The sequence below is a fragment of the Enterococcus sp. AZ163 genome, from assembly GCF_050498925.1.
GTDB classification, from domain to species: Bacteria; Bacillota; Bacilli; order Lactobacillales; family Enterococcaceae; genus Enterococcus_A; species Enterococcus_A ferrettii.
Map to the genome: position 1 here is coordinate 451803 of NZ_JBIPAO010000001.1, position 21351 is coordinate 473153.

A 21351-nucleotide genomic window follows, 5' to 3' on the forward strand; every position below is an offset into this window, starting at 1 on the left:
TTTCGTCCTCTTTCCTTTTACCTTTCACTCTCAAACAGTTCCTTAACCAGCCGGTGAGCCGTCTTCGTTCCGGCCAGTCCGCCGATTCCAGTTTCTCTAATTTCTATTGGCATTTTTTTGCCAACCTGATACATCGCTTCAACTACCTCATCAGGAGGAATCTCGCTTATTACTCCTGCTAAAGCTAGCTCTGCAGCAGATATCGCATTAGCTGTTCCACCCGCATTCCGCTTAATGCAGGGAATTTCCACCAACCCAGCCACCGGATCACAGGCTAGCCCTATCATATTGTTCAATGCAATAGCAAAGGCATGACTTGCTTGCAAAGGTGTCCCTCCAACAAGCTCTACTAGTGCAGCAGCAGCCATTCCTGCAGCAGAACCAATCTCAGCCTGACAGCCGCCTTCTGCTCCAGAGATGAAGGCGTTGTTGGCTGTTATAAAGCCAAACGCCGCCGCTGTAAACAATGCTTCCAATAGTTCTTGTCTTGATACTGACATTTTTTTGGCAAAGGCCAGTAAAACTCCAGGAACTATTCCAGCAGAGCCGGCAGTGGGCGTTGCACAAATCATTCCCATTGCAGCATTCACTTCGTTTGTAGCAATCGAAATGGTTAAGGCCTCCACAAAGGTTGGGTCCGTTAGAATTATTCCTCTTTTTTGATACTCTACTAAACGTTTTGCATCATAGCCTGTTAATCCAGAGTATGACCGAACTCCCTGCATCCCTTTTTCAGCTGCTGTTTCCATCGTAATTAGGTTCAGTTCCATTTGTTGCATGACTTCAGTGTAGCTTCTTTCCGAAAAACGGATCTCCTGATCAATCATGATCGTTGAAATCTTACTGCATTTGGCATCCGTCAAAGCAAGCAGTTCCTCAATTGATTCAAACATAGGTCTCCTCCTAACCTCTAATTGGAACAGCAGCGGCAATGCCAGGAATTTTTCGAATCCTTTTTAATATTCGTTGGGTTATTTCCTGCATGGTCTCAATAATGAATAATGTACTTTCTCTTGATTGCTGGGTTGTCACAACATGAAAATCCCTCAACTCTTCTTTTAAACTCTGAATTACCTCTTTGTCATTGCTTAAAATTGCTAATGGATTCAGCCGATCATCCAGCAAGTCCATCGAGCAATGATTCAGTTCTGTAATCTGGATATTTCCACCACCGATAGATACCCCAGTCAAGTTTAGCAGATTGACTTGACCAATTAATTCCAAATTAACAGTATTCGCATGCGGCATCTTTTTTTGACTAGTCAGAAATTCAATTGTCATGCCGTTTTTCTCAGCCAATACAAGAGCTTGTGGAATTCGTTCATCAGATGGTTCATAACCTAAAATCCCGGCAACAATTGCGACCGCCGTTCCATGTCCCTTATAAGTTTCAGCAAAAGAGCCATAAAAGGTGACAATCAGTTTTTCTACTTGATCTTGTAGCAGTTCCCCAGCTGCCTTGCCTATACGTACAGCCCCAGCAGTATGGGAGCTGGAGGGACCAATCATAATTGGACCGATAATGTCGAAGGCACTTTTGTATTTAAGATTTCTTTTTTTCATTAGCTTCCATTCCTTCCTAGGTCTGTTGCAAATAATGAATGACCGACTATTCCTTTAGTCCCTTTAGCTTTTGATTATTTTTCAACATACTCATTCGTTTTTGCTTCGTCCGTTTAAACCAAATCAATGTTAACCCGATGCCGATTGCTACCACCACCAGCATATAGATGAAGAACAAGCGATAGCCGGTATTTCCAGGAAAATGGTCCAAAAGCTGACCAGCAATGAAATGGTTAGTTACTTCCGGCATATATCCTAAACAGCAAATCAGGCCGATCGCTGCACCTTCCCACTCAGGTGGACAGTCAAATTCTTCCATGATGGCAAAATGCATACTCACACAAAAATACATACAGACAAAAATAATCAATGAGGCAATCAATACCGGGATAATACCCATGGAATTACAGACTAGAATTGTTGCTACCCCAATAAAAAGGCCCACCTGTCCAATGAGCATGACTTTTGAACTGTTGATTCGATCTCCTAAAAAACCTGCCCCCATCGAAGCAAAGGGTCGGATGTATTGAGAGGCCGAGGTTAAGATAACTCCTACGACTGCACTCACCGTAAAAGTATTGGTTACATAAGGTGAAATATAATAATAGCCTTGACTAACAGTAAGGGTCGAAAAAATAATGCCGATCATTAGCCAGACTTCCGGAATTTTAGCTGGTTTTGCAATCAGTTTTAATTGAAAGCTTTTCTTTTCTCCAGAATTTTCTTCCGGCAAATCCCGTAATAAAAAGATAGTCAGAACCCCAAGTAAAGTTGTTACCGTCGCATAAAATAGAATAATTCGACGTATCCCTAAACTTTCACTGCCAGCTGCAACCATTCTGGCAAAAATCACCGCCGCAATGGTTAAATACCCTGCATTAAAAATCCCTCGACCACCTTCGAAAATTCCAAAGGCTTTTCCTTGTTCAGTGGAACCTGCCAAGGCACGAATACTTTTCATCAATGCTGGATAAAACATCATCAAGGAAGTCAGTCCCCATAAGGCGTGAATCAATATCACAATAGCAGGCGGCGGTGAAAATAATAAACAAAAGCCTAATGTTCCCGTCAAAATCATCGAAGTCGGAATCAATAATTTAATGGAAAATCGGTCGGAAATAATCCCCCCAAACAAATAAGAGATTGCCCCGATCCCACCAAAACAAACACTGCAAAGTCCCATTTGAGCATTCGTCAAATTAAACGCTTTCATAAATCCGTCATAATAATAAGAGCGAAAATAAGGCAACGTGTAAATAAATGACCCCGATAGCGTTAAGACCAATAACGTCACTAAATTTTTCTTTAACTTAACCTCTGTTCCCACTGTTTCCATAAAAAAACTCCTTCCTTTTGTCTGCCTATAATTTAAACCACAAATTTGGTTGAACAAAGTTCCAAAGCTGTTCATTGGATTAGGCCATTTTTTTCGTTTGAGCACAAAAAAAGTCCTTTCTTACCGTTTTAAGGCAAGAAAAGACTGTAATTTTATTTTTATCATGATTTTCCAGCGTATTTTAGAGGCCATTTTAAAATTAAGAAGTGTACCATTTTCTTCGATTTTGTTCAAAACCTATCTTAAGCTGATGGGCCATTTCTGAATTTGAAAGCTGCGATGGCCTTCTTCAGTAAACTAACCCCTTCCACAATTTCTTCATCAGGAGCAGAAGAAAAAGATAATCTCAAGTAATTTTTACCTACATTGCCTTGGGAAAAGAAAAAACTGCCTGGCATTATTTGAAGCCCCATCTTTTCACAAAGTGCTGCAAATTGGGTATCATTCAGCTCTCTTTCCAATTCCCCCCAGACGCACAGCCCGCCCTCTGGTGTTGTAAAGGTTATCTCAGGTACTTCCTGCAAACAACGACACATCAAGTCCCGTTTTTTCTGATAATACTCTTTTAAAAATACAGCATGCTGTTCATAGAAGCCTTTTTCAAAAAACTTCGCCCATAAATATTGGCTGGTACTGTTTAAGAAAAGCTGATTCTTATTCACAATCCGCTGATAGGTCTTGATGACATTATCCGGCGCAACCAAATAACCTAACCGCGCCCCCGGATAAAAGGATAAACCGGCAGTATCCAAATAAATCACTGAGTTGCTATTGTCCATGAAAAAAAGACTAGGAATTCTTGCATCCTTATAATTGAATTCATGCAGCGAGTCATCTTCAATAATGGGAATATTATAACTACGAGCACATTTCAACAGGCGCTTCCTCGTATCGATGTCCATCGTACAAGTCGAGGGATTCTGATAATTAGGCATCGTATAAATCAATTTAGGCTTATATTGACAGACAAGCTTTTCCAGTACATCTATTTGAATCCCATCTTGCTTAATCGGAACAAAAAGCGGTTTGGCCCCAACATGTAGAAAAATGTTTACTATTGCTGGAAGAGCCGGCTCTTCAATAACTACATGATCGCCCGGGTTTAAATACATCAAAGCGATGTTATGGATTGCTTCATAGGTTTCACCGATAACCTGAATGTTCCGAGGCTTGACATAAATATTACGGGAAAAAAGCATTTCTGCAATGTTTTGGCGCAGCACTTCAGTACCCTGAGAATCACAAAACCAAAACGGTTCCAAATTTTCACCGTCAATAATTTCCTGCATAATCTCCTTCAGATACTTTACTGGAATGACTTCACGATTAATTAATACACCGCCAAAAGAAATTCCTTCATTTGTATGCGAAGAACGATACAATACCTCAAAGCTGTTCTGCTCATTGGTAAACCGATAATTGAAATTTTTGTCAGCAGAAGAAAAGAAAGTCGGTTCATTATTTTTTGTTCCCTGCTCATTGAAGGGGTTTAGCACAAAGTAACCTCGCGGCTTCTGAGAAGAAGCGACCAGCCCCTCGGAGATTAAGGCTTCATAGGCCTTTACTACAGTATTTCTGTGTATCTGAAGTCGCTGAGCCAGTTGCCGTTCAGAGGGGAGTTTAAACTGCTCCGGCAGTTCACCAGTCAAAATTTTTTCCCGGATAGAAAGCTTCAATTGTATATACAAAGGCGTTGAGCTTGCACTGTTCAACTGAATATTCATAATACTCTCCCTTTCTTCAGCAAACCCTTACTTAGCCAGCAAGGTAGACCTGTTTTCGGAATATCACCCTTGAGCTTATTCTATCATACCGTTTTCTCCTATTAATAGTCCATTTAGCTATAAAATAAGCTGAACAGCCGCTTCTTGCGAAGGGCCGTTCAGCTTTTGCAGCATCTTTAAATTTCACCCATCTCAAAGCCATTCCGCTTGTCTTCCAGCTTTTTAACAAAGCTGCCTTTTTCAGTGACTGCCACTATATTTTGAAGGCATTGATTACATTATGATCTCTTGCGGCAGCGAAGGGCTTTGTGTAAAAAAAAAAAACGGACCTTAACGATCCGAAGTTTTCAAGTTAAAACGAAAAGAGCTTCTCGCTTTTATCTGTTTTGATTATCCGTCTGGTTGTCCTTCGACAAATTGTTTCTCCTTATCATTTGTTCAAATTGGCCTGCTTCTTTTTCTAAAAGCAGTTGCGCTAAATATTCCTCATCCGCCAAGGTTCGAGTAAATTGACTGATCGCTACTTTGATTGCCTGTTCCTCATTTTTTTTCAGGATAATCACAATCGACAGTTGAACGGGTCCAGTTTGTTCATCCCAGTCAATTTCCTGACGCAGCTTGATAAAGAGAATCTGACTTTCCAGCACCTCTTCACTTTCCAAATGGGGTAGGATGACCTTTTCTGCAATCAGTGTGCTGCCCACAGCTTCACGGTTTTGCAATAATTTGTACAGTTCTGCCTTTTTTTCCGGATTGGCCTGCTCAGCAATCAGTTCAAACATTTCTGCCTTGCTAGTCAACGAACTATCAAAAAAGACCCGAATTAACTTATCGTTCATCATAAATCTCCTCTATCTTCTTTTGCAATCGATTCTGATCATCGGCTGTGAATATCGCGCTCACCAGCAAAAATTGAAGCGGCAACTCTTCTTTTAGCTGAATCGTTGACAAAATCAAATCCACATCAGGATACTTTTTCAGAAATTCCTTGGAATCCCGTGAAGCGATTACGTCAACAATTTCCAGCTCCGGAAATTTTTTCTCTACTTTAACCTTCAAAAGCTCTGAAGTTCCCAAACCAGTAGTACACATAATTACCGTACGAATCGGCAGCTGATTAGTCTCAATAATACGAGCAAAATACAAAGTAATAAAGCCATTTTCATCCTCGTTAATCGGCGATAATTTGTACTCTTGGCAAACATCCTGAGAGACCTCCGTTACAAAGGAAAAAATTTCATCATAGGTCATTTTAATCTGATTCAACAAGCTGTTTTTCACTCGAATTTGATGCTCCAAACGATTCAGCATCGGCTTAATATGATTCGCTAAATCTAGGAAAATCAACTCCCCTTTTATCGGAATGTTCAGTCGCTGACTCATGCCGTCCAAATATGCTTGGGTAATGGCCGCTACTTCCGGAGAGAATTTAGTGACCTTGCTGATGGCACGCTGTGCTCTTGAGGAGGTCAAATATTGATATAAATAGTAGACTTCTATTTCAGGCAACGGATCATGCAGGTAATTTTCCACATTGGCAATGGCCGCTTTAGCCACTTGATACAACTGTTGGTCCTGCTGCAGCTCACTTTCTTCCTTGGCAGTCAGATGATTCAACTCAGCAGCTGAAATTTTCCCTACTTTACGTAAACGACTAATTAAAATATATAGATGAGAGAAAATATTTACATTGTAGGGATAAGGAATATCACTCTCTAGCTGCTTCTCAATGATCTTGATTTGATCTAGGATGAACAGCACATCATAATGATTGAAATTCAATTCCTGATCATGCTTCAAATCATTAATATCCACAATGTCATGCATTTGAATCAGCTCGGCAATGGCTCGCCGAATATTTGACTCCTTACCTTTCACAGCTAAAGTACGTTTTTTTCGCTCCAGCGTCAAATTGTACGTCTGCAGGTATTCGGCTATCAGCTGTTCATCACTAAATATTACCGAATCTCCTACGTAATATTCTTCAAACAGATCGTAGACATTTTTGGTATGGGGTGAAGAAAGCAGCAGTTCTTCTACCACACGATTGCGACGTTCCGTAGGTGAATACTGGCTTCTTTGATTAGGCTGGGCCGCCTGCTGACCAATGTATTTTTCATAATTCAGCTTATAGCCTCGCCCCTTCTCAGACTCAATTAAATCCCCTGCAGCATGCTCATCGTTAATTTTTTTTATTAACCGATAGATGGTTTTTTGTGATAAACCCAAAAACTCAGCCAATTCATCCGAGGTTACGTAATCTTGTCTTTTCGATAGAAGCAGCAACAGCCGTTGTTGGCGATCCGCTTTTGAACCCATGGCTATCCCCTCCTTTGTTGATTTTATCATACCTGACATTTTAGAAAACGCTTCACTCGTTTTTGACCGTTGCAACGGACAAAAAATTGAACGGTGTCTCTCAATTATAACCAACAGACAAAAATAAGGAAGTACATCCCCGATAGCTAACCTTTTCGAGAGCTCGTCAATTTTCGTTCGCTTACCACCGTATTAAACTTTTCGGGCTGCTTTATGAACTTTAAGCATTTTTTTTATCTTTATAAAACTACAAAAAATACGCCCACCAAAAAGTGAGCGTTTCTGAACTAGTTTATGATTCTTTTATTGAAACAGTTTCCGTTTGTTCCATTGCCAACACTTTATGCAAATGAAGTGCCATCACTAAAGCGATCCCTCCAGAAAGAACATCTGCTACTGGTTGAGCATAGATAATCCCGCTTAAACCGAAAAAAACGGGCAGCAGCAAAATCATCGGAATGAAACAAATTCCCTGACGACAAGCGCCTAAAATAAATCCTTCTTGCGCTTTTCCTAAAGCTAGAAACAATGAAGAATAAACTGTATAAAACCCAAACAACAGAAAGGAAAAACCATTCGCCCGCAACGCCTGTTCACCAATCTGAATCAGTTGATAGTCCCCACTGGTAAACTGACGAATGATCTCCCCAGGAAACAGGATCATCACTAGTCCAAAGAAGGCACAAAAGGCAGTTGACCAAAGAATTGAGGTTTTGATTGCCTCCTGCAGCCTCGCATATTTCTTGGCACCATAGCTGTAGCCAGCAATCGGCTGGAATCCTTTGATAAACCCAAAAATCATCATGCTGCCTAAGGAAACAATTCTAGTTACAGCGCCCATACCAGCTATCGCCGAGTCGCCGTATTCCCGAGCCTCCATATTAACCAAAGAAATCGAAAGGCTGGTCAATACCTGAAAAATTAACGTAGGAATGCCGATTTTTAGAATTTCTGCCATATTTTCCTTAGACCAGCGGCACAAACGTGGACTGAAGGTAAAAACACTTTTCTTTCGAAGAATGTAGATGAAGTAGATACCGGTAGAAACAATTTGTGAAATAGCTGTCGCAATCGCAGCTCCTGCTACGCCCAATCCAAGGGTGTAAATAAAGATTGGGTCCAGCAAGATATTCAGAAATGCCCCAATCAGCAAAGCACCCATGGTCGTTTTAGCAGCACCTTCACTGGTCACAAGATTGTTCATGGTAACATTGAACACATTGAAGATCGAAAATACCACATAAATACTTGTGTAGCTTAAGGCATAGGGCAAGATGCTTTCCGTTGCGCCAAGAAACACCAGTAACGGTCGCAGAAAAATCACTGCTAGAACAATTGCGATCGCTCCTACAGTTATACTACTGTATAAAGCCGTGCTCGCTACCTGATTCGCTTTCTCCTTGTCGCCATTGCCTAGCAAACGAGAAATATACGAGGCTGCCCCATTACCAAACAACAAACCCAATCCCACAACTACTTGTCCTAGTGGAAAAGCCACCGAAATAGCGCCCATCTGGCTGCTTCCTAAGCCGCCTACAAAGTAAGCATCAACTATATTATACAAGGCATTAATCATCATTCCGATCATCGTCGGAATCCCCATCGCCAACAAGGCCTTAGGCACAGGGACATTCGCTAACAATTCCATCTTTTTATTCATTTCACACACTCCTTACTATTGACACAGCAGACAAACAACTTTACTATAAATTATAGCAATGAGAGAATATTACTATAATTTATAGTAGTTGTCAAACAGCTCAAAGGAGGATTTTATGGCCACCATCGATTTAATTGTCTTAGGCATGGTCAAGCAGCAGCCCTTAAGTGCCTATGATATTCAAAAACTAGTCGAATACCGCAACATTTCCCGCTGGGTAAAAATCAGTACTCCCTCTATTTATAAAAAGGTTATTCAGCTGGAAAACAAAGGCTATATTAAAAGCACTTTGATTAAAGAAGGCAACAAAGTTGAAAAAGCGATTTATGACTTAACCGATGCTGGACAGAGCGAATTCCAGCGGCTAATGCAGGAAATTTCCCAGCAGCCGATTCAAATCTTTTTAGACTTTAATGCCGTCATGGTCAACCTAACCAGCCTAGCTCCTGAAGAACAAAAGAAATGTATCGCTAATATCGAAGAAAATATTGTTAATCTGAAGAATTACCTAGCCGAAAACCAAGCTGCCAAAGAGCATAGCACCGAAATTCCTGAAACTGGGCTAGCCGTTTTGCAGCAGCAGATTATTCTAGCTGAGGCTATCGAGAAATGGCTCCAGAGTGTGAAGGAAGGATTGGGAGATTAGGGATTACTTTTATATTTACTCCAAAAGAAGAGACAAGAATCCTGATTGATTCTTGTCTCTTCTCGAATATTCTATTCATAACTAGTCGTATCAATCTCACTAACCGCCTTTTCAAACTTGGCTTGGCAAGGCAATACCTTTTTCTCTTTTTCAGGAAACGTCGCATCGTATTCTGCAAAGGCTGCTTCATCAGGGTACATCGCTTCAGAAAAATGGATCGTGCCGCTGATTCCATCTAAAGCACCCTCATACAAAGGAAGCACCATAATTCCAGTGTAGAACTTTCCGTCAGGCATCGCTAGGTTGTATTTTTTCGAACCGACAAACCCATAAGGATGGTAATGATAGGTGAACCCACCTAAAATGATTGCCTTATGGCCAAGCTTTTTCGCCTCATTGATCGAATGTTCAATCAGCTTCCGCCCAAAGCCTTGACGATGATACTCCGGCAAAATACTGACAGGACCAAACGATACTAACGGATGCTCGACGCCCTTTGAATCAACAACCTTAGCTTTTGTGTATATAATGCTTCCGATAATTTTACCGTCCAACTCAATCACAAAAGATAATTCAGGAAGATAATCTGGATGCTTTCTAATGCTGTAAGCAATAAAATGTTCCACAGCTCCTGGTGCATATAAATTCCAAAAGGCCTCCCGAGTAATCTCCTCTACAATCCGATAATCTTTTTCTTCTTCATTGCGAATAGTCACCTTCATTTGCCAACCTCCCAGTTTTTATCACTTTCCAGTATAGAATCTAAACACACAAAAAGAACCTGGAGACAGTGATCCATCTCCATGCTCCTTTAATTGATTCGCTTATACAAATCAATAATCTCTTTCGCTAAGTCAATAAATGTCATCGCTGTCATTAAATGATCCTGACTATGCACCGCTAACAAAGTGACCTCCATATGATTCCCATTGGCCTCTTCTGTCAGCTGATCGGTTTGAGTGCGGTGAGCTTGTACTAAAGATTCCTCCGCACGAATAATCTTCTCCTCTGCCTGAGCGAAATCTCCCTTCTTCGCCGCTGCGATAGCTTCCATGGCATCGCTTTTCGCATTTCCACTATAAATAATTAATCCCATAATAGTTTCTAAAGCTTGCTGCTCATTCATCGTTGACCTCCTGTCTTCATCAACATATTGGCTTTATTCAGAGTTTTTACTTCATTTATCATACCACAGTTATTCTGGCAAGGTACCTGTTGAGGGGGTGTTTCAGGTTTATAAAATACTGAGCATACAGTTTACTGAATGACCAAGTATAAGTAATCCAAAAAATGGTATCTTTAGACTAATTTCTAAATCCTCATTTCCACTCAAAGTACTCATTTTAGCTAGGATAATTGTCCATCATTTGCTTTTCGAAATTCATTCTCTAGCTGCTCCAATCCTGTCAAAATTTCAGCAAAGCTGGGAAAATCACCAAACAGCATATCCTGTGTCTTTTGATAATCTTCTTTCAGTAATTCCTTTTGCTCTTGTGAAGGCACGAGTTTCAAACCTCCCGTAAAAACTTCTTCATATCTAGCCGAGTTGTCCGCATAAAACTTCTCCTTAAAGGAAATTACTTGTTGCAATAACTCAAGATCATTGAAAGCTTGATCTTTAATCCCAGTATGGCTCATTTCATATAAATCATAATAATGTCGAGAATATCTTTCCGGCACTCGGCTATTTTTTCGGTTTGCCTCCTTATGAAGAATGGTTGCTTTCTCCCAGAAAGTACGCTTTACTGCCACAGTAGGTATCTCTGTACTTGGACGCTCGAAAAGCTGAGGGAACTGCCCTGCCGTATAAGTTAAAATTTCTTTGTTTTCACATGGTGTCCATGCTGCTAAAGGACCAATCTCTAAACGAATCACTTGCAAGAGACTCTGGTCCTCTTGATATCGCGGATAAAATATTTCAACTGTTTGAGCGTCATCTACAGCAACTTGGAATTCAATAGTGGGAATATTTAATAGTTGAAACTGAAGCTGAAGCTCAGGAATCAATTCATTCTTAATCCATTCAGCAGCCTTTTGATTTGCTTGATCATTAAATTTCCGTTGAGCTGTTTTACTGCGCTGCAACCAAGGTTCATCCTTATCGTACCCTAGCAAACGCCAATCTAAAATCAAATCAATATCCTCAGAAAAACGATAAATCACCTGATATGCTTTCGATAGAGAAGTTCCACCCTTGAATGCCAAATAAGGCCCAAATTTTGAATGACGGAATAAGATATCCAACATTAGCACCACCCAAAAATCCTTTTCAATGACCGCTTCGCTTATACTCATATCTTCCGCCACAATCCGAAACAAGTCCGCTTGTTCATTTTCTGAAAGACTCAAAAATTTGATCATCTATACTTCTCCATTGTATTAACTAAATCTCTGATCCAGCTTCGGGCATTTACGCTGTCTCTTTTTAGTTTTTCATATTGTTTAGCATCCAATCGGCTAGAAATTTTTTTCATTGTTCTATTTGTCACATTTTCTTTTCCTAGCGTTTTCAATGCTTCAATTACGGTTGCGGATACTGGATGCATGTCACTTTCTCGCTGTGTTACGTGGCGAAAAGTAATTTTACGTCCATTTTCAAGTTCAATTTCTTTGCTAGGTCCACTGCTGACATAATGATATTGAACCGGAACTTGAGTTGAAAGGCCTATTTTATTCAATGCTAGATCACCCGCTGGACTAATTTTCCAGCGATTTTTTCGAGCATATGCTGCTGCAATTTCTTCGGCAGAAGCTGGAACAATTCGTTGAACCAATTCGTTATACTTAGGTTTCTGATAAATCCCTCGGTGCAGCTGGCGCAATTCTCCTTCTTGGACCAATAAATTGACTTGTTTTTGAATTGTTTTATAGTTTCCTAGTGTGGCGAAATCAGACAGTACAAAAACTTTTCCTCTAGGAGCAACCCTAACTCGATTTTTTATTTTATCTTTCACATCCATGTATATACCTCCTAAAACAAAATCATTATAAGCACTATTATACAAGCGTTCATAATGAATTTCAATTCTCCAAAAGTATATATTTTTGGAGAATATAATAAGTGAAAGATTGCTCCATATTTCATGAATTCTCTATTGCTCCATTTAAATCACCCTCTATTTGAAATCTCCTTCCGCCTAATATACGCAAAAAAAGAACGATGTTTCCTCACCCAAAAGAAAATCGTTCCTCTAAATTTTACCTATTCGCTTTTATTAATCCACTCTACGATTTCTCCAGTTCTTCTCTCAACAGCTCCTTCACGTCAATACCACTACGCTTGATTCGGTATTGCAACGTTTGCCGGCTGACGCCCAACGCACGGGCAGTTCTTGAAATATTGCCTTTATTAGCCAGCAATGCATTACGAAACATCTGAAATTCAATGTTTTGCAGCGTATGATTCAGTAAACTGCCGGCCGCTTCTATTTTATGTTCAGCATGCGGCGCTACTTTAGCGGACTGGACAATATGCTCAGGAATATATTCGACCGTGATCAACGATTGATCGTTAGGCAAAATATTCATCGCGGATTCAATAGCATGCTGCAGCTCGCGAATATTTCCCGGCCAATCATAGGCATTGAAATAATCCAGAGTCGCTTGATCAATATTGCGGACATTACGCTCCAATTTCTTATTAAAGCGGTGAATGAAGTTTTTCGATAGCAGCGGAATATCCTCCTTGTGTTCCCGCAGCGGAGGAATACTAATATTGATTACGCCCAAACGATAGAATAAATCCTGACGAATGATATTTTGCTCCACTGCCTGATAAGGCGGAATATTGATATTAGACAGCACTCGCACATCTACGTGAGTCTCCTCAATTCCTCCTACTCGTCTAACCATTCCATCCTGCAGCACTCGCAGCAATTTAGCCTGCAGGATAATACTCATGGAGTTGATCTCATCAAGTAACAACGTTCCGCCATTGGCTTGTTCAAAGAGTCCCGATCGTGATTCAGCCCCTGTATAGGCCCCTTCCTCTGTTCCAAACAGCAATCCCTCCAACAAATTCTCGGGAATTGCCGCACAATTGATTGCCAAAAATGGTCCTTGCGCACGTTTACTGGCATTATGAATACTCTGGGCCAAAAGTTCTTTCCCTGTTCCAGTTTCACCATAGATCATCACCGAAGAATCCGAATGCGCAATTTGTTTACAGCGCGATACCATCTTATTCATTACATGACTAATATGAATGATGTCCTTAAAATGAAACTTAGCAGTTAAGGTTTGCTTATCTTTGCTCTTAGAAAGCTTTGGCTTGACCAGCAGCTTATCTTGTAAATCAATAATTTGCTTATGAAGCTCATTGGTAGCAGACCAATCTTCCATAACATTGAAGGCACCCAATGTTTGACTATTTTGCACAATCGGTATGACATTCGCAACAATATCCACCTTTTTGCCGAAGCAAGTTTTGTAACGCTGGCGAAAGTTCATGGCTGGCTGCCTTTCCTCAATTACTTGCGGAATCTTGAGATACTGTCCTTCCTCCACCTGATAAATCTCTGTAACATGCTTTCCTAAAACATCCGAAGTGACGATTGAATCCAACTCGACTGCCGCATCATTCAATAGATAAATTCGCCCATCAGCATCAAATAGAATAACTGATTCACTAATACCGTTCAATACTGTAATCAACATATCATGGCAGGCATCATTGGTTGCCACTCGAAAAACAATTAGTTCACTGTCGATTGGCAGGTCTGCCAATACTGGCGTTGTACAGCGGCATAAATACTCGCCAAAAGCAATATTAGCGTAACTCGGTGACTCAGTTTCTTCATATAAAATTGCTGCTTTTTCTGGCAGAGTCCGCCCTAAAAGCTTTCCCTCCCCATGCAATAAACGATCCCCCATTTCGTTAATTGCCAGGATTGTTCTGTCTTTAGACACCAGCACCGCACCTAATCCACACTGAGAAATAACACGTAGTGCTTCCTCACAATTCATTCAGATTCCTCCATCCTTTCTTTTTTTATCTAATAGACCAATTTTTTTCAATCGCTCCTACATCCTGTCTCTTTCACAAACCATATTACAGACATTACATCACAAAGTAAAGCAAATTTTTTTGCACTTTTTCTGTTTAAGCAAAAAAATTGGCACTTCTTTTTTGCACTTTTTGCACCTTATTTCTTATAACTCATTAAATCCACTTATGATAACGTTGATTTAACAGCAAATCGGATCATTTTATAAAACTGGCACGCTACTTGCTTTTAATTAAATTGAAAAGAAAATTACCAAAACACTTAAACGTTCATTTGTGAAATAGTTTCAAATTAATTATTTACTAGGAACAAGTTCCTTAATCAAGTGAAAAGAAAACAAGTGTGCCAATTTTTTCCCATCAACTATTACCACCTGTACTTGTGAAATTGTTTCAAATCTAAGTTACGCAAATTCAGGCAATTTTGTTTTCCTTTTAAATAGGAAAAGAAGTAAACAGCCTGAAAAAATAAAAAAATTAAAAAGGGGCTACAAACAATGAAAGACACAAACAGACCAATCAAATTAGGAATGCACACGTACACACTTCACTTAAGCGGATTAGGTGAAAGCTGGGGCTTCCAAGAAGACCACGCGTTTGAACAATCCATTAACTTATTAGAATTGATGGATTTGGCGGTTGAATGGGGGTTAGACGGCCTGCATATTACCAACGTTGACTTGGTTACTTTGGACCCAGAACGTTTAGCTGAAGTAAAAGCGGCTGCAGAAGATCATGATCTTTACTTAGAATACAACGTTTCCTTTGATGCACCCTGTGATCCTCGTGTTAACTCAACAGTCAAGGATGCATTGCTTAACGCAAAAGCAATGGGTGCTGACTTAGTGAAATTCAGCTTGGATATCGAACGTCCTCGTCCACTTTACGGCACATGTATGCATCCTGATGTAATGCGCCAATTGGCTGTTCGTTACGACGAATTCAAAGAAAACCTACCATTATTAGAAGAACTAGGCTTAACCTTATCGATCGAAAATCACTGTGATGCTTATGCGGATGAAGTAATCTGGCTAGTGAAACAATTGAATCACCCACAGGTTGGTGCTTGTGTAGATACCATGAACGCTATGAACGTTCTTGAAGGACCAGAAGCCTGCATTGAAAAAATGGCTCCGTATGCTAACTGCTGCCACTTCTGTGATATCGAATTGGTTGTCGATCCTGATGGTGTCCATTCTTATGGTACCTCCATTGGTAAAGGCGATTTAGACTGTGCGAAAATCTTGCGTACATTAAGAGAAAATGCACCGCTTGATCGGATCACCTTTGAAGTAGAGTACGAAATCGGCGACGAAACGCTAGAAGTAGCTCGCGAAAAAGAAATGCAAGCGTGTCTGGATAGTATCGATTATCTGCGCAATACCTTAAAAGTTGGTGTGCGTGAAGTAAACCAACCTGTTCACGCAAAAGCGTAACAGCGTTGTTGTCCCAAGCAACAACCGTATATATTTCATCCTTTGTTTCTCACAGATTAGCTGATCTGTGAGAAACCTAAGGAAAAAAACAATAAAAAGGAGTTTTAACCGTGAGTAATTATATGGATCGGATCGATCGACTGCGGGAACGCTATTTAAATACACGAGTAGACATGGATGTCTACAATGCCAAGTACTTAACAGAAGGCTTCAAGGAAACAGAAGGTCAGCCTTGGATTATTCAAAAGGCGACAGGCTACTTACATCAATGCCAGAAGAAAAATATTTATATTTTAGACGACGAGCTATTGGTCGGCGGTGCTGGCTTCAAACCACGGGCCGGAATTTTATGTGCAGACAGTTCATGTTCCATTTTGGATCGGGAACTGGATACCATCAGTACCCGAGAATTTGACCCGTTTTATCTTAGCGAAGAAGGCAAAAAGGTCTTTAAAGAAGAAGTTTCTGATTACTGGAAAAACCGTTGTGTCTTAGATCGTTGGCAAGCGATGGCTCCTGATGACATGAAATTATTGCGAGATAACGGCATGATCTACATCGACCGTAAAGCTGTTCGCGGGTACGGCGAAACAACTCCTGCCTGGGACTTGATTCTCTCTGAAGGAATTGGCGGCATTCGCGAAAAAGCGGTAGCTGCTTTGGCCCAGCTGGATGATGCCAAGGTTGGCGATTTAGAAAAAATTCAGTTCTTGAAATCAGAAATTATTGTCTGCGACGGGATTATCACCTTAGCTAATCGTCATGCAGATTTAGCTGAGTTGATGGCTTCTGATTGTGAAGACCCTATTCGTAAGGCTGAATTAGAAAAAATTGCGGCCGTTTGCCGTTGTGTACCCGAGCATCCAGCAACTTCTTATCATGAGGCTTTGCAAAGCATTTTATTTTATGAATACGCGATTTACATGGAGCAAAATGCTTCATCTTATAACTTAGGACGGATCGATCAATACTTGTACCCTTACTTCAGAGCCGATATCGACAACGGAGTAATAACCAAAGACGAAGCGCAAGAATTATTGGACTGCTTATGGATCAAGATCGCTGAATTAAGCCTATTCCAAGACGAAGTGACTGCACAATTTGCAGCTGGGTATTGTGTAACCATTCAAGTTACTGCTGGTGGTATTGATCAATACGGTAATGATGCGGTAAATGAATTATCTTACATGGTCATTCAAGCAACCATGGATGTGAAGTTAAAAGAACCAAACATGTCTGTCCGTTACAGCATTGCGAAAAATCCAGATTCCTTCCTGCAAAAAGCCTGCGAAGCCAACCGGATGGGTCTTACCATGCCAGCTGTTTATCATGACGACGCTGGTATTCGTATGATGTTGAATAAAGGTGTGCCATTGAGCGAAGCATGGGACTGGAACCCCTGCGGTTGTGTAGAAACAAACCTTTCTGGCCGGATGAAGCAATACACTGACATGGCCGATGTGAATATGGGCGGTATTATCGAAATGGCGTTAAACGACGGAGTTAGTCGTAAAACAGGAGCACGCGTTTCGGTTTCAACGGGGGATGCGAAAAGCTTTAAGACCTTTGATGATTTCTTTGAAGCCATTAAATCCCATATTCGCTATTTCGTTGATGTAATTGTTTCAGGGAATCAATTACTGGATTATCTGAGCATGAATTATCGCCCAGTTCCTGTTCTATCACTAGGATTCCCTGACTGTTTAGAATCAGCAACTGACTACAGCATGGGCGGCGCAAAATACAACTGCGGCGGTGGTGTTATCACAGTTGGTCAAGCTGACATCATCAATTCCTTAGCAGCGGTTCGCAATCTGGTTTTTGATGAAAAGAAAGTTTCTATGGACGAGTTGTGCCAAGCACTAGCAGCAAACTTTGAAGGCTACGAAGAAATTCAAGAGTTGTGCCTAGAAGCTCCTAAGTACGGAAACGACGACGAACGTGCTGACTGGATCGTAGGTGAAGTCTTCACCTATGTTGTTGACGAATTTGAAAAATACGATACAAAATTTGGCAAAATGACCACTGGCATGCTGCCGGTATCAGGAAATACGCCAATTGGGGCTTGGGTGGGTGCCTTACCTTCCGGCCGTAAAGCATGGAAACCATTAACAGATGGGATTGGCGCAACTGGCGGAACCGATAAAAACGGTCCTTCCGCTTTGCTGAAATCGGTGAGTCATATTCCACATGCTCGTTACACGCAGGGAACTCAGTTAAACATGAAGCTAGAACCATCGATTTTAGAAGGGCAACGGGGCATTTCACACATGATGAACTTGCTGAAAACGTTGTGTACCTTAGATGTTTACCACGTGCAGTTTAATGTAGTGGACCGAGAAGTTCTAATCGATGCACAAAAGCATCCTGAAAATCACCGGGGATTATTAATCCGTGTAGCAGGCTATACTGCCTTTTACATTGAACTCGGAAAAGAGGTCCAAGACGAAATTATCGGCCGGACAGCTATTGGCGGTTGGGTTAGCTAAATTTATTTAAAGGGGACATCATCATGATTGAACAACTAGCAGGAAAAAGGACTAAAGAACAGGCAAACACAACCGGAATGGTGTTGCGAATCGAACGCGGATCAGTTTATGACGGCGACGGCTTTCGTACAGTTGTCTTTCTTAAAGGATGTCCGCTGCGTTGTCTCTGGTGCTCTACCCCAGAAAGCCAATCATTTAAAGTTGAGCACGCACAAAATTGTACCTATGGTCAAGTGATGTCCGTTGAAGATGTCATGAAGGAAATCCGCAAAGACTCCTGCTGCTACTTCCATTCCGGTGGCGGCTTGACCATTTCCGGCGGTGAGATGCTTTCTCAGCCAGATTTTTCTCGTGAATTGTTAAAAGCAGCCTGGGAAGAATGCATCAACACAGCAATTGAAACCACCTTTTATGCACCTTGGGAGGCTGTCAACTCCCTTATGCCTTATGTCGATACCGCTTTTGTTGACTTAAAAATGTTCTCAAAAGAAGGACATAAAAAATACATCGGCGGCGACAACAGCCGGATTTTTGATAATCTGCTGAAAACCAATGAGCTGGAACACCAATTTCGCCTGATCGTGCGTATTCCAATTATTCCGGGAATCAACGATTCAGATGAAGAATTGAAAGGTATCGGTAGCTTTTGTACTAAGCTGAAGCATCTTCACCATGTTCAACTGCTTCCGTATCATCGATTGGGGACTGAAACCTACAAACGCTTAGGCCGCACCTATCCCTTAGCTGATTTGATGCCGCCATCTGCTGAGCATATGACGCATTGCCTATCGATCCTGCGAAACTATGTAGATACTGTCTTGTAACAAGCGCTCGTTGGAAAATCAAGTAATCAATAGGAGGACACTATGAACACCAATGAAGTAACAATGGATGCAGTACCTTTTAATAAGTACCATCTCAAATTAATCGCCTACTGTTCGGGCTGCCCGCTGGTAACTGGCTATGTGATTGGATCAGTAACCATCGCTTTATCAGTAATGGGCACACAAATCTCAATGACACCGGTTATGTCTGGCTTGATTGGGATGGGCACACTGCTCGGCATGGTTTTCGGAAGTATCATCGGTGGTTACCTAACCGATTTAATCGGACGCAAAAAAATCTACATGTATGATTTCATATTTTTAACAGTCGCTGCTCTTTTGCAATTTTTTATCACTAACTCTATGCAGGCCTTTATCCTGCGCCTGGTTTTAGGATTAGGGGTTGGAGCAACCTTCTCCATCGCTGGCCCTTATCTAGCTGAATTCGCACCGCAAAAAAATCGTGGGAATGTTGTCGGCTTCTTAAACGCTTTATGGTTTATCGGCTACGCATTATCAAATGTCGTCTGCTACCTCATGTTACCGCTGGGAGATGGGGCTTGGCGTTGGATGCTGATCAGCAGTGCACTATTAACTTTTGGCTGGTCAGTCGCTATTCGCAATATGCCTGAATCACCTCGTTGGTTGACTAATAAAGGGCGCGACGATGAAGTACCAGCGATTTTGGCTAAGCTCGGCGATAATGTCATTTTGGACTGCGATCCCACCATCGAACCAGAAAAATCTTCCTTTACAGATATTTTCAAAAACGGCTATGGCAAATGGGTTTTCTTCGTGGCTGCTTTCTGGACAATGCAAATCATTCCCGTCTTCGCGATTGGCACTTACCTGCCGACGATTATGGAACAAATGGGTTTTGCTGACGGTAATCTGCAGTATTTAGGTTCTGCAATTATCAACTGCTTATATTTGATTGGTTTGGTTCCAATTTTCTTGTACATGGATAAAGCCGGCCGACGCCCAACCTTAATTGCTTCATTCTTAATTTGTACAATTGCCTTAACTGTTCTTGGTTTTACAGCTAATACCAATTTGCCGTTCTGGATGGTATTGGGATTGTTCGTCATGTTTGGTGCTTCCAATACAGCAGGCGGCTCTCACGAATTCGTTTATCCTAACGAGCTCTTCCCTACGCAGATCCGAGCGACTGCCGTTGGCTTTGTTACCGGATTGACCCGAATATTATCAGCTGTTTCGACATTCTTTACACCCGTCGTTTTAGAAAACTTAGGACTGCAAACCTCTTTATATATTTGTGCTGGGATTTCAGTGGCAGGATTAATCCTGTCGATTGTGATGGCTCCTGAAACCAAGGACATGAACTTAAGCGACGCAGCCAGCATGAACAATTTATCAAAAAGAAACAAAGAAGTTGTTACACCGATTGTAAAAGATATTACACAATAATTTGGGGATTATTGGGAGCTGGTTCTCCCAGTATTTATAAAGAAGGGATGATTTATGTATGGGAACAAAAGTTGGATGTATTGGTGGAGGAAATATTGTCAGAGCCATTCTATCAGGAACAGCTTTGAGTAAAAACTACCAAGCAAATGAAATTGGAATTTTTGATATCAATGCCGATGTTTTAGCAGACTATCGTTCAAAAGGATATCAAACCTATGACTCTATTGAAGAATTAGTGGAGAACTCCGAAGTTGTAGTGGTGGCCGTCTTGCCGCAAATCATTCGTTCCATTATGCCGCAGGTCAAACCCGTTTATTCAGATAAAAACGTGTTTATTACCTTAGCCGCTGGTATTAGTACTGAATGGTTCAGCGAAAACTTAGGAGAAGATGCCAAGGTTGTTCAATGCGTACCAACGCTAACCGCTCAGGTTGGAATGGGGGCTTACGCAGTCGCACGCGGAAAAGCCTTAACTGAGGAAGACTATCAAAAAGCTTACCGCTTCTTAACTAGCAGCGGAATTGTTGAAGAAATGCCCACGGATTTGATTGATGACATCATTCCATTTGGCGGCGCAGCTCCTGCGTACTTCTATCATATTGCTGATGTGATCGTCAAAGAAGCAGTCAGCATGGGGATCGACGGCAACACAGCTTTACAAATCTTTGCTCAAACAATGAAGGGCAGTGCTGAAATGCTGATGACTTCAGAGGAGAGTCCAAAAGATTTAGAGAAAAAATTATTGCTGCCAGGCGCAGCTACCCTTGCTGCCATCAACAAAATGGTTGAACTAGGCTTTGACGATACTTGGTCTGAAGGAATCAAAGCGTGTGTCGCTCAAGCGAAAAACTTGGGTAAATTATAATTCATTTTTTCCACTTTTTTTAAGACAAAATCGGATATACTAATAGGTGCAAGGTT

18 protein-coding genes are annotated in these 21351 nt (G+C 41.1%); 6 read left to right on the forward strand and 12 right to left on the reverse strand.

All coding sequences use genetic code 11. The annotated features are described in order from the left end of the window. Positions 1-17 precede the first annotated feature (17 nt). From sdaAA to IGI46_RS02375, 7 genes are all read right to left on the reverse strand, one after another. Positions 18-893, reverse strand: a complete 876-nt coding sequence (gene sdaAA, locus IGI46_RS02345) for an L-serine ammonia-lyase, iron-sulfur-dependent, subunit alpha (protein ID WP_429972738.1) — start codon at positions 891-893, stop codon at positions 18-20. 10 nt (positions 894-903) lie between these two features. Next, positions 904-1563 carry an L-serine ammonia-lyase, iron-sulfur-dependent subunit beta gene (gene sdaAB, locus IGI46_RS02350; RefSeq protein ID WP_429972739.1) on the reverse strand — a complete coding sequence of 220 codons (660 nt, stop codon included), beginning with the start codon at positions 1561-1563 and terminating at the stop codon, positions 904-906. Between the two features lie 46 nt (positions 1564-1609). Continuing rightward, positions 1610-2899, reverse strand: a complete 1290-nt coding sequence (locus IGI46_RS02355) for an MFS transporter (RefSeq protein ID WP_207700874.1) — start codon at positions 2897-2899, stop codon at positions 1610-1612. 242 nt (positions 2900-3141) lie between these two features. Beyond that, complete coding sequence (locus IGI46_RS02360; RefSeq protein WP_429972740.1) at positions 3142-4623, reverse strand: PLP-dependent aminotransferase family protein; 1482 nt, start codon at positions 4621-4623, stop codon at positions 3142-3144. A 377-nt stretch (positions 4624-5000) separates the two neighbouring features. Then, a complete protein-coding gene (locus IGI46_RS02365) occupies positions 5001-5462 on the reverse strand; it encodes a PTS sugar transporter subunit IIA (RefSeq protein ID WP_429972741.1) in 462 nt (153 codons plus the stop codon). After that, positions 5452-6942 (reverse strand): BglG family transcription antiterminator, encoded by a 1491-nt coding sequence (locus tag IGI46_RS02370; RefSeq protein ID WP_429972742.1) that lies wholly within the window; start codon positions 6940-6942, stop codon positions 5452-5454. The genes IGI46_RS02365 and IGI46_RS02370 overlap by 11 nt, the downstream gene beginning before the upstream one ends. 292 nt (positions 6943-7234) lie before the next feature. Further along, entirely contained in the window at positions 7235-8602 is a 1368-nt protein-coding gene (locus tag IGI46_RS02375; protein ID WP_429972743.1) for an MATE family efflux transporter, read from the reverse strand. 115 nt (positions 8603-8717) lie between these two features. Between IGI46_RS02375 and IGI46_RS02380 the strand changes: the two genes are divergently transcribed. Further along, a complete protein-coding gene (locus tag IGI46_RS02380) occupies positions 8718-9248 on the forward strand; it encodes a PadR family transcriptional regulator (protein WP_429972744.1) in 531 nt (176 codons plus the stop codon). A 71-nt stretch (positions 9249-9319) separates the two neighbouring features. On the opposite strand, the gene IGI46_RS02385 is transcribed toward IGI46_RS02380, so the two are convergent. From IGI46_RS02385 to IGI46_RS02405, 5 genes are all read right to left on the reverse strand, one after another. Further along, positions 9320-9970, reverse strand: a complete 651-nt coding sequence (locus tag IGI46_RS02385; protein WP_429972745.1) for a GNAT family N-acetyltransferase — start codon at positions 9968-9970, stop codon at positions 9320-9322. A gap of 89 nt (positions 9971-10059) precedes the next feature. After that, positions 10060-10374 (reverse strand): PTS lactose/cellobiose transporter subunit IIA, encoded by a 315-nt coding sequence (locus IGI46_RS02390; protein ID WP_429964704.1) that lies wholly within the window; start codon positions 10372-10374, stop codon positions 10060-10062. Positions 10375-10595: 221 nt separating this feature from the next. Then, entirely contained in the window at positions 10596-11609 is a 1014-nt protein-coding gene (locus tag IGI46_RS02395; protein ID WP_429972746.1) for a nucleotidyl transferase AbiEii/AbiGii toxin family protein, read from the reverse strand. Continuing rightward, positions 11606-12208 carry a DUF6088 family protein gene (locus tag IGI46_RS02400; protein ID WP_429972747.1) on the reverse strand — a complete coding sequence of 201 codons (603 nt, stop codon included), beginning with the start codon at positions 12206-12208 and terminating at the stop codon, positions 11606-11608. The genes IGI46_RS02395 and IGI46_RS02400 overlap by 4 nt, the downstream gene beginning before the upstream one ends. 265 nt (positions 12209-12473) lie before the next feature. Further along, the gene (locus IGI46_RS02405) at positions 12474-14213 is read right to left on the reverse strand and encodes a sigma-54 interaction domain-containing protein (RefSeq protein ID WP_429972748.1); all 1740 of its coding nucleotides are present in this window, start codon (positions 14211-14213) and stop codon (positions 12474-12476) included. A gap of 537 nt (positions 14214-14750) precedes the next feature. Between IGI46_RS02405 and IGI46_RS02410 the strand changes: the two genes are divergently transcribed. The 5 genes from IGI46_RS02410 to IGI46_RS02430 all read left to right on the forward strand — a co-directional run bounded on the left by IGI46_RS02410 (position 14751) and on the right by IGI46_RS02430 (position 21295). After that, positions 14751-15689 (forward strand): sugar phosphate isomerase/epimerase family protein, encoded by a 939-nt coding sequence (locus tag IGI46_RS02410; protein ID WP_207700892.1) that lies wholly within the window; start codon positions 14751-14753, stop codon positions 15687-15689. Between the two features lie 110 nt (positions 15690-15799). Then, positions 15800-18178 carry a glycyl radical protein gene (locus IGI46_RS02415; RefSeq protein WP_429972749.1) on the forward strand — a complete coding sequence of 793 codons (2379 nt, stop codon included), beginning with the start codon at positions 15800-15802 and terminating at the stop codon, positions 18176-18178. Between the two features lie 23 nt (positions 18179-18201). Beyond that, the gene (locus tag IGI46_RS02420) at positions 18202-19002 is read left to right on the forward strand and encodes a glycyl-radical enzyme activating protein (protein WP_429972750.1); all 801 of its coding nucleotides are present in this window, start codon (positions 18202-18204) and stop codon (positions 19000-19002) included. A 42-nt stretch (positions 19003-19044) separates the two neighbouring features. After that, complete coding sequence (locus IGI46_RS02425; RefSeq protein WP_429972751.1) at positions 19045-20430, forward strand: MFS transporter; 1386 nt, start codon at positions 19045-19047, stop codon at positions 20428-20430. Between the two features lie 58 nt (positions 20431-20488). Beyond that, positions 20489-21295 (forward strand): pyrroline-5-carboxylate reductase family protein, encoded by an 807-nt coding sequence (locus tag IGI46_RS02430; RefSeq protein ID WP_429964712.1) that lies wholly within the window; start codon positions 20489-20491, stop codon positions 21293-21295. The last annotated feature ends 56 nt before the right edge of the window (positions 21296-21351 follow it).